General features: G+C 70.3%; 2 protein-coding genes. Both read right to left on the reverse strand.

What is annotated here, in order from left to right; genetic code table 11:
* The coding region (locus tag SLNSH_RS24295) for a hypothetical protein (RefSeq protein WP_210202572.1) at positions 1–248 on the reverse strand (248 nt) is incomplete at its 3' end.
* A gap of 419 nt (positions 249–667) precedes the next feature.
* A partial coding sequence (locus SLNSH_RS25095) for a hypothetical protein (RefSeq protein ID WP_158266887.1) occupies positions 668–880 on the reverse strand: 213 nt, incomplete at its 5' end.

The raw sequence follows: 880 nt of genomic DNA on the forward strand, positions 1-880 counted from the left end.
TCGCGTCCCTCGACGGCGCCGATGTCCGCGGGCCGGGAGGTCACGAGGTAAAGGGCGAGGCCTATCAGGGAGAAGAAGAAGACCAGGATCGGCCAGCAGACCTTCAGCGGCGGGTTGAGGGCGGCGTTCGCGTGCTGGGCGTCGTAGACCACCCAGGCCGCCCCGAACACGCCGACGACGTACCACGGGATGGCGAACCAGGGTTCGGCCAGGAAGGTGAGCGCGTCCGCGATGATCGCCATAGCCAACCGGGGTTTCTCAGGAGCAGACAGGGTCGCCGGCGCATCGGCGACGGCGGGTCAATGGCGCGCCTCCGGACATGTTCCCAAAGGTCGGCATCGAACACCGTCATGTGGCGAACCGAGCTTCGCCCGCGACGCGCTCAGCCGGGTTTGCCGGCGAGGGGTTCCGTAGGGGTGGCGGGGGCAATCGGCGGTGCTGGGTCGCGGAGGCAGGCCGCGGCCAGCGCGACGCTCCCGATGACGACCAGGCAGATCTTGAAGTGCCTCTGAGCCAACCGCCTGGCCCGCTGTCGCATGCGGCGGCGGAGCGGGCGCCCGCTTCCGATCCGAACCTTATTTCGGAACAGCTTCTTGCTCACCTCGCCATGGCGCCCGCCCCGAGGCCTCCGGTCAAGCCCCGGGGCGGGCGGTCGCGCCAGGTCCCCTCAGCGCCGAAGGAGCCGGTTGTAGACCGGCACGAACAGCAGCGTCGCCACCCACGCCCCGGCGATGCTGCCCAGCACGCCCTCGACAAAGGTGCGGCCGACGTTGTCAGGGTCGCTGGCGAACAGGCGCACCCAGCCGTGGGCCAGCCCCGCTGTCGGCCACACCAGGGCCGCGAGCTCGCACAACACGAACAGGCCGACCAGGGTCGCGGT

The organism is Alsobacter soli (assembly GCF_003004785.1).
GTDB classification, from domain to species: domain Bacteria; phylum Pseudomonadota; class Alphaproteobacteria; order Rhizobiales; family Beijerinckiaceae; genus Alsobacter; species Alsobacter soli.